The following is a 7,533-nucleotide window of genomic DNA, read 5'->3' as shown; positions in this document are numbered from 1 at the left end:
GATACGGCGCCGTTAAAAATGGTGACCGATACTTTATTGCTAAGTCATTTTGCCGATTTATGTCTGTACTTAATTCGTGCCGATTATTTAGATAAAAGATTATTGGAAATTCCTGAAAAAATGTTTTCAGAAAAACGATTACCTAACATGGCGGTGGTACTTAATGATGTGAATATTGAAAAAGGAGGCTATGGTTATGGTTATGGCTACGGTTATGGTTATGGAAACGAAGAATTGAACAAGCCTTGGTGGAAACGAATTTTTAAGAAGTAAAAAACATATAATTTAATCTATCCGTAAATAAACTACATAAAAAAACTCGTTTTTATCATTTATTCATGATGCTTTCAAACAAGCTTATTTAAAAGCCTAAACACCGAAAACAGTACAGCGGTAGATAATCATTGTTTTAGTCAGACCTTTAGATTAAACACAGTTGATAATAGTAATAATTCAGTCTTGCCTTTTGATAGTGGCAAATTTAATTTTAAGACGCCTTTTTTTATTGGCTGAACAAAGATTTTATAAAAATTGGTTATTGGCATTAACTGTTTCTACAAATAAATTAATATTGGGTAATCAAGCTGTGTGAGAACCTTATTTTAATTCGGATCGGTTTGCTGGTTTGTTTCTAGATAATCTTGTTCTTACCAATGAAAACATAGACCTCTACCTTGGTTTAGGGACGGGTATTCATACATTACAAGGTGAAGCGGGAGGGACTTTTAATTTCACAGCAGGTTAATTGGGTGTTTGAAAGAATAGCCATTAATTTACAAGCAAATAGAGATGGTCTTTAGAAATTGGGCAGTCATTATCAGTTTAATGTAGGTGTAGTCTATAAATTAAATAAACAAACACTCGATACAAGAAAAAAAGATGTAAAAATAGGATATCATATAATTATTCATGCTTTTCAAAATAAAGACAATTTAAATAATATGATTCGTAATTTGACTGAAAAGGAAATAAATGTACAAGTTATTAAAGAAACCCTAGTTATTTGAACTATATAAGTATCCCTTGCTTTGATGCTTATTAGGAAGTTCATAACGACATTGATAATATTTTAGGCAAAAACAGGTTAGTTGAAAGTTGTAAATATGAAGTAAACTAAAAAATAAAAAGACTCTCACATTTTTGTAATTTAAAATCAATTATTTTTATTAACGAAGGCTTTCATTTGTTTGAAAGCCTTCGTTTGTTTAATATTATGTGCAATACATTATTCTTAATTAAATAACCTTTCAACTATTTCCGTTAGAAAATAAACTACGGCATACTAAAGGACAGGTTTATAAAAAAATTACGTCCTTGTCTTGAAATATTATTCCAGTCGGCATAGGTTGAATAATTGGTATCCAGCATATTTTCAATACCATATTTTAAAACTACTGTATTGTTTGTGTTATAAAAAACATGACCTATATTCATGTTTAAAATGGCGTATTGCGGTGTCTCGTCTTCACCGTAAAAGCTTCCGTAGTTGCTTTGGTTTCCATTACCTTCCAGCTGAATGGCGGCGCTAAAGCGGTTTGAATTGTAGTTTAATTCAGCCAAATAAGAAAAAGGCTTTATAAATGGTAATGCTTCCTTGTTACTTCCAGATCCGTAGTTGTATCCTAAGGTTCCATTTATTGAAAATGGTTTTGAAATCTGATACGTGGAATTTAGATACGTTACAAAAATGTTAGCATTCTTCAAAGCAGTATAAACCTTCACACCATTAGCGCCAATAGTCATTTGGCTTAAGGATGCGTCAATAGCTCCAATTATATAATCTGTAATATGAAAAAAGGAGGATTCTAAACCTATTTGAAAACCGTTCTTATTGTAATTAATTTTAAAATTAGCTTCTATAGATTTTTCGTTTTTTAAAGTTGGGTTGCCTATATAATCGAAATTATCAAAGCTGTTGTACAAGAAAAAGCCATAGCCTTCACTTACAGTTGGCGCCCGTTCACCGTAACCCAACCCGAACCTAACATCAAAGAGATTTTTTTTTATTTGATAATCCGTTGAAATACTGGTAAGCATTCTGCCTTTTGAATCGTTAATTTCAGGATAGAATATTTGCAGACTTTCTAAACCAACTTGTTTAGCAATTTTGTTTTTATGAAACCCAAGACGCAACGATGCAGATATTGTTTCGAAGGTATTTAAAGCAACAGCATCTTTGGCATAAATACCTGTGTAAAGCGTTCTGATATCTGGCCAAGTGTACATAAACATGGCAGGTTCATCTGGGTTGTTTGGATACATCGTCATTTCTGCTAAGGAACGGTTGTAAAATCCATTTAAGTTAAAAAGTACATGGTGTTTACCTTCTTTAATACTAGCTTTACTATAAAATCCATAAGTATCGCTCCATCCAGGCATATCCATGCGTATTGGCACATCGGGACGCTTGGAATCGTCCATAATATGTGTAATGGTATTGAAATAAAGTTTAGATTCTAAGGATTTTAAAAATGATGCATCATTATTGTAATTATGCGATATGGAGGTAATTAATGCTTCAGCAAGCGAAACATCCATGGTTAATGCCGGGTAACCAACATCGGAGGCTTTATCATAAATTATATTGGTGTCAACGGATTCGTTAGAATTTAATTTATAACCACTCTGTAAGGAGATATTATATTTTTGGAATTGGGAATATAGCACTTCTTTGTTCCCACCAGCATCATAATTATCTGATTTCCTGAAAATACCATCGGTGTTAAAATAGAAATTTTCAGAGGCATATTCCAAATCCAAACCAGCAGTTTTATAATTGCCATTGGTTTCATATCCCACATCAATATTCGTTTTTAAACCTGTATTTTGAAATGCAGAAGTAGGTAATTGTAAATCGATACCACCACCAACGCAATGCCCGTTTTCTGAACCTGATTGTCCAGAATTAGCACTTACTTTTTCTAAATTTGAAACATCAACATACGAGGTTATCGGGTCCATTTTATCGGTACAAGCTCCGAAAATTTGCATGCCATCAATGGTAACCGCTAATCGATCCGTATTCATATTGTTCATGGTGGTCTCCCAAGCGTAATTACCACGTTTTATCATGGTTATTTTGCTTACTTTCTCTAAATAATTATCAATGCTAGATAGTGTTTTTTCTTCTCTATGGTTGTTTAAGTTTCTGCGCGTTACTAAAGTGATTTCATCTAGATTGGTTGTGTCTTTTTTTGTAGTAACACCTTCTTCTTGAGCTAATATTATATTAGGTAGAACTAAAAAGACACATTGTAAAATGAATTTTTTCATCTTAATTGATTTTTTAAAAACAGACACGTTTTAAAACTTAAATCGTGTCTGTTTTGAATTAAAATGGACCTAAAATTCAAGTTCCAAATACAGTGAGCTTTGTTCGTTTTCAGAAGTAATGTCTTCACCTTTTAACACGACGCCTTCCTCATTAAGTAGTTTTAAATTAAGTACCCAATACCCCGTCATGGTTAGTGATAAATCGCCATAATACATAGCATCTTCACTGTTATATGTTAAATCGGTATTGTTTGGTGAACTATGATTGCCCATACCCGGCATTCTCGGGTCTAAAGTAATTGTGAAATCTTCAACAACTGGAAAATGCATCATAGATTCCATTGTGAATAAGCCAACTTTTAACTCGTTTATGGCAATTTTTGGTGTACTTGGTTCAATTAAGGCAATAATGTATTTTTTACTATCGCTACCCGTGAAAGTAGTGATATTTTGATTTTCCGACTGCATAACCGTAATAGTGTTTGTTGCACTATAAGTCACGTCATCAATGATGTAATCTACAGTTAGCGACCAACCAGAACCATCTAAATTTGTCATTTGATAGATGATGAAACCTTCGTAAACCGTCATTTTACCTGTTGCTTTAGTGATTTCAGATTTCGGGCAAGAATGAGACATCATGGTCATTTGCATAACCGGATTCCATGACAAAGAAGCGTTTTCTACATAGGTATTGGAACCCTTATCTTTTATGCGGATGCTGATAGCATTGTAACCTGTTGAAAATTGGCCTGTGGCATTGTATAATTCAATGGTATGGGTGTCGTTTGAAAGTTCTTGAATCATTTCAAGATTTTCAATTTCGTTAATTTCCGGGTCATTGTCGTCGTTAGTGCAAGATGCAATAAAAAGGGAAAAGAACAGTATTGGTAATATATATTTAAGTTTCATAGGTGTATTTTTATTGATTTTTTTAAAATTTATTCCAACAATACATGCGCCAATCTACCTGTAGAATTACAGACGATTAGTAATGTAATTGTTGATTTTGGAATGTACGTAACTCATCCTTTTTCTGAATTTATTTTCAAAAAATGATGTAATTACTAAGTGTTTAAAACCTGAAAAAAAATCAAGAAAAAATAGGAGGGGGCGTATCTATGTCGAAATAGATAGCTCTTAAATTTGTAGAATATAAATTAAAATTGGAATAATAGTCCTTGTAAAAAATGGTTTTGTTTTCAATGTTTTTAATGTCATAAGAACAAAACGCATCTAATGAAAAGCGTCTAGTTTCCTTAACCGGAATGGTAGTTTTTGAATCTGGCTCGCTTTCGTTTAACGTTTTCATTAATTGACACTTACCATTACATCCTTGTTGATTTTCTTTTTGAATACACAAGGTTTTTGCAATGAATTCTTGATTGATAACAAAATCTCCAATTATGGCAAGTGTATTTATATTATGTGCGAATAATATAAATATTAAAACGAAAGCCGTAATCTTATTTGCGATTGCTGATATCATCGGGGTCAAATTTAATCTCTAAAATTTAATTTCTTGATATTTTTAATCAATTTAAATTAAAAATCTTTTTTCTTAGCTTTAAAAGTGATTCTTAAAATGGGTGCAATCACCCAGATGGAAAGGGCTGTCAATGAAAGGAGTAACCCAGAATTCGTTCCGAAAAATTGTTTAAAAACAGCACCAGTGTAACCTAATAATGCCGAAATATCTAATTTTAAAAGGATAAGGGTTCTTGATAAATCGATTGGGTTTAGCATAGTGCCTATTAATGAAACCTTATCTAGTGGATAATCTTCAAAAATAATTAACGACATTAAAAAGATGCCATCGTAAATAATGGCTAAAAATAACCACATTAAAATGGCATAACCAAAGCCCTTTATTTTGTTTTCGTTTGATAGCGCGATGTTAAAAGCCAAAGCTGTAAAAATGAGGGTTAAAAAGACTCCGGTTATAAGAAGTAACGAAAAATCCCAAATGGCGGCACTTTTAAACAATCCGTAAAACACAAAAGGCAGGCCTAATCCTAAAATTAAACTCATGGAAAGTGATAAGGCAACGCCTAAATATTGGCCTAAAAAAATGGTAGAACGTTTTAGTGGTTGTGCCAACAGTAACTCGGTAAATTCTTTTGAATTGTAATAGTACATTACACCAAAAATGGTTCCTATTAAAGGTACAAGAATGATGATTATGTTCATTAATGTGATAACCGCTTTAGATAGATCGTTGTTTAAAAACAGTAATACAACGCCTAATAATAAGTAAAAGGCGAAATACACGTAACTCCAGCGGCTTCGCATTAAATCGTAAAAACTATATTTTAATATTTTAAGCATGATTTTCGGTTAAAATTGATGCAATGGCGTGTTCAAAATCAGGTTGATTGGTTTTTGTTTTTAATTCTGAAATACTGCCTTTAAAGTAAATTTTGCCTTCTAAAATGAATACGATTTCATCGGAAACCTCTTCAACAAAACTCATAATATGCGATGTTATTAGGATGGTTTTACCTTTAGCTTTTTCAGATTGAATTAAATCTTTTAATCTAATAAGAGAAATAGGGTCTAAACCCGAAGTAGGTTCATCTAAAATAATTAACGGACTATTAAACATGAAGGTTAATACCAAATTCACTTTTTGTTTGGTTCCGCCAGAAAGTGTTCCTAGTTTTTTGTCCAAAAATGGTTCAAGTTTAAATAGGGCAATCAACCGGTCGTCTTCATTGGTTTTACCACGCAAATCTTTTATCATAGTAATTAATTCTTTCACTTTTAAATTACTCGGAAAATTGGCAATTTGTGGTAAATAATCTATTTGATGACGGTAATTCGAGTTGTTTTTTATGTTTTGGTTATTTATAAAGATGTCTCCTTTGTTAGGTATAACCATCCCTAAAATAGATTTTATAAGGGTTGTTTTTCCAGAACCATTGGGTCCTAAAACGGCAAATATGCCACCTTCTTTTATGGATAAATCCACACCGCTTAATACTTGGTTTTTTCCAAAGGCTTTATGTAAATTTTGAATGCTTACCATGTTATTTTTTTTATAGAAGGGTTGTGGTCTAATAGGTTGTTTGGTGTAAATACGGGTGATACTTTTTCAGAAAAATCAATAATATCAATAAATAAACTTCGCATTAAAATGATGGTTTCTGGGGTTTTGTTCACGATGTACGAAAATAGTTTTACGGGTCGGTATGGCACATCACCAATACCATTTTTATCTAAATCGTAACCCGTGTAATTACTCCAATAATTTTTATTGAAAACATTATCATTTACATTGCTATTATATGAAACATCGAAGGAATTGTACAAGAAATTGTTTCCCAAAAACCAATTAGAATAACATGCGCCTCTAACTTTAATGGCCCAACCATTATTTGTGAAATTATTGTTTTTATAAGTAATTCGGTTAGAACCTTCAATATTGATGCCTACCGTGTTTTCTTCAAAAATGTTACCAGTAATTTCGGCATCATTTATTTCCTTTAAAAGCATACCGTAGGAGGCTGTTCCCCAGTTTTCTTTAAAAATATTATTTATCATTTTTATTTTTTTTGAAAACATAACAGCAACACCAGCACCATTATTTTCAAAGGTATTATCGCTATAAACATCTCTGTTTGAAAACATAAAATGTAAACCATACCTTAAATTTTGGGTGCTTACATTGTTTTTAATAATGCAATCATCAGAAAATTCCAGGTAAATACCATCGCGAACTTGTTCCACGTGATTGTGCTCAATTTCTATATGGTTGCTGTACCATAATTGAATGCCGTTACCCGAGTTGTATTCCTGTATGGCATCTCCTATTATTTTATTGTGATATATTTTTCCATGGCTAGATTTTTCAACATAAATGCCAAAGAATAATTTTTCTAAAACTAAGTTTTTAATGGTGAAATGTTTGCTACGTCTTATTCTAACAGCAGCGTAATCTTGGGTGTAGCTTGTGCCAACATTTACTATAAATAAGCCGTCAACCGTTACGTTGTTTGCTACAATAGTGATTATCTCGCCTTTTGATTCACCATCAATTTTCGGGTAATTTTTTCCAATGATGGTTAGCGGTTTATCTATTAAAATGCCATGTTCCTTATAAGTGCCTTTTTTTACTATAATGGTATCAAAATCTTTGGCTTTTGCTATGGCTTTTTTTAAAGTTGAAGTAGGACACGAATGGCATACCTCAATTTTTTGAGCATAACTAGAGATAGCCATGAGCATGACTAATAAAAAAGCCGTTATAGTATTCATGTT

General features: G+C 32.2%; 6 protein-coding genes and 1 pseudogene. 1 reads left to right on the top strand and 6 read right to left on the bottom strand.

What is annotated here, in order from left to right; all coding sequences use genetic code 11:
• Positions 1–273: pseudogene (locus tag ABYI63_RS14435) on the top strand (chain length determinant protein); the annotation flags it as partial.
• 999 nt (positions 274–1,272) lie between these two features.
• Here the strand turns inward: ABYI63_RS14435 and ABYI63_RS14430 are convergent.
• The 6 genes from ABYI63_RS14430 to ABYI63_RS14405 all read right to left on the bottom strand — a co-directional run bounded on the left by ABYI63_RS14430 (position 1,273) and on the right by ABYI63_RS14405 (position 7,530).
• Entirely contained in the window at positions 1,273–3,273 is a 2,001-nt protein-coding gene (locus ABYI63_RS14430) for a TonB-dependent receptor (RefSeq protein WP_372757273.1), read from the bottom strand.
• A 69-nt stretch (positions 3,274–3,342) separates the two neighbouring features.
• The gene (locus ABYI63_RS14425; RefSeq protein WP_372757271.1) at positions 3,343–4,185 is read right to left on the bottom strand and encodes a hypothetical protein; all 843 of its coding nucleotides are present in this window, start codon (positions 4,183–4,185) and stop codon (positions 3,343–3,345) included.
• Between the two features lie 181 nt (positions 4,186–4,366).
• A complete protein-coding gene (locus tag ABYI63_RS14420) occupies positions 4,367–4,762 on the bottom strand; it encodes a hypothetical protein (protein ID WP_372757269.1) in 396 nt (131 codons plus the stop codon).
• A 56-nt stretch (positions 4,763–4,818) separates the two neighbouring features.
• Positions 4,819–5,601 carry an ABC transporter permease gene (locus tag ABYI63_RS14415; protein ID WP_372757267.1) on the bottom strand — a complete coding sequence of 261 codons (783 nt, stop codon included), beginning with the start codon at positions 5,599–5,601 and terminating at the stop codon, positions 4,819–4,821.
• Entirely contained in the window at positions 5,594–6,301 is a 708-nt protein-coding gene (locus ABYI63_RS14410; protein WP_372757266.1) for an ABC transporter ATP-binding protein, read from the bottom strand. Before ABYI63_RS14410 ends, ABYI63_RS14415 begins: the two co-directional genes overlap by 8 nt.
• A complete protein-coding gene (locus ABYI63_RS14405) occupies positions 6,295–7,530 on the bottom strand; it encodes a nitrous oxide reductase family maturation protein NosD (RefSeq protein ID WP_372757264.1) in 1,236 nt (411 codons plus the stop codon). Before ABYI63_RS14405 ends, ABYI63_RS14410 begins: the two co-directional genes overlap by 7 nt.
• Positions 7,531–7,533 lie beyond the last annotated feature (3 nt).

The sequence above is a fragment of the Mariniflexile sp. genome (genome assembly GCF_041583155.1).
Taxonomy (GTDB): domain Bacteria; phylum Bacteroidota; class Bacteroidia; order Flavobacteriales; family Flavobacteriaceae; genus Mariniflexile.
Note: the sequence above shows the minus strand (reverse complement) of the source record. Positions and strands in the feature narration are given on the sequence as shown.

What these genes read in the sequence shown, in the direction of transcription:
- ABYI63_RS14430 (WP_372757273.1), bottom strand. Translation starts at nt 3,273, where the DNA reads ATGAAAAAATTCATTTTACAATGTGTCTTTTTAGTTCTACCTAATATA.
- ABYI63_RS14425 (WP_372757271.1), bottom strand. Translation starts at nt 4,185, where the DNA reads ATGAAACTTAAATATATATTACCAATACTGTTCTTTTCCCTTTTTATT.
- ABYI63_RS14415 (WP_372757267.1), bottom strand. Translation starts at nt 5,601, where the DNA reads ATGCTTAAAATATTAAAATATAGTTTTTACGATTTAATGCGAAGCCGC.
- ABYI63_RS14405 (WP_372757264.1), bottom strand. Translation starts at nt 7,530, where the DNA reads ATGAATACTATAACGGCTTTTTTATTAGTCATGCTCATGGCTATCTCT.
- ABYI63_RS14410 (WP_372757266.1), bottom strand. Translation starts at nt 6,301, where the DNA reads ATGGTAAGCATTCAAAATTTACATAAAGCCTTTGGAAAAAACCAAGTA.
- ABYI63_RS14420 (WP_372757269.1), bottom strand. Translation starts at nt 4,762, where the DNA reads ATGATATCAGCAATCGCAAATAAGATTACGGCTTTCGTTTTAATATTT.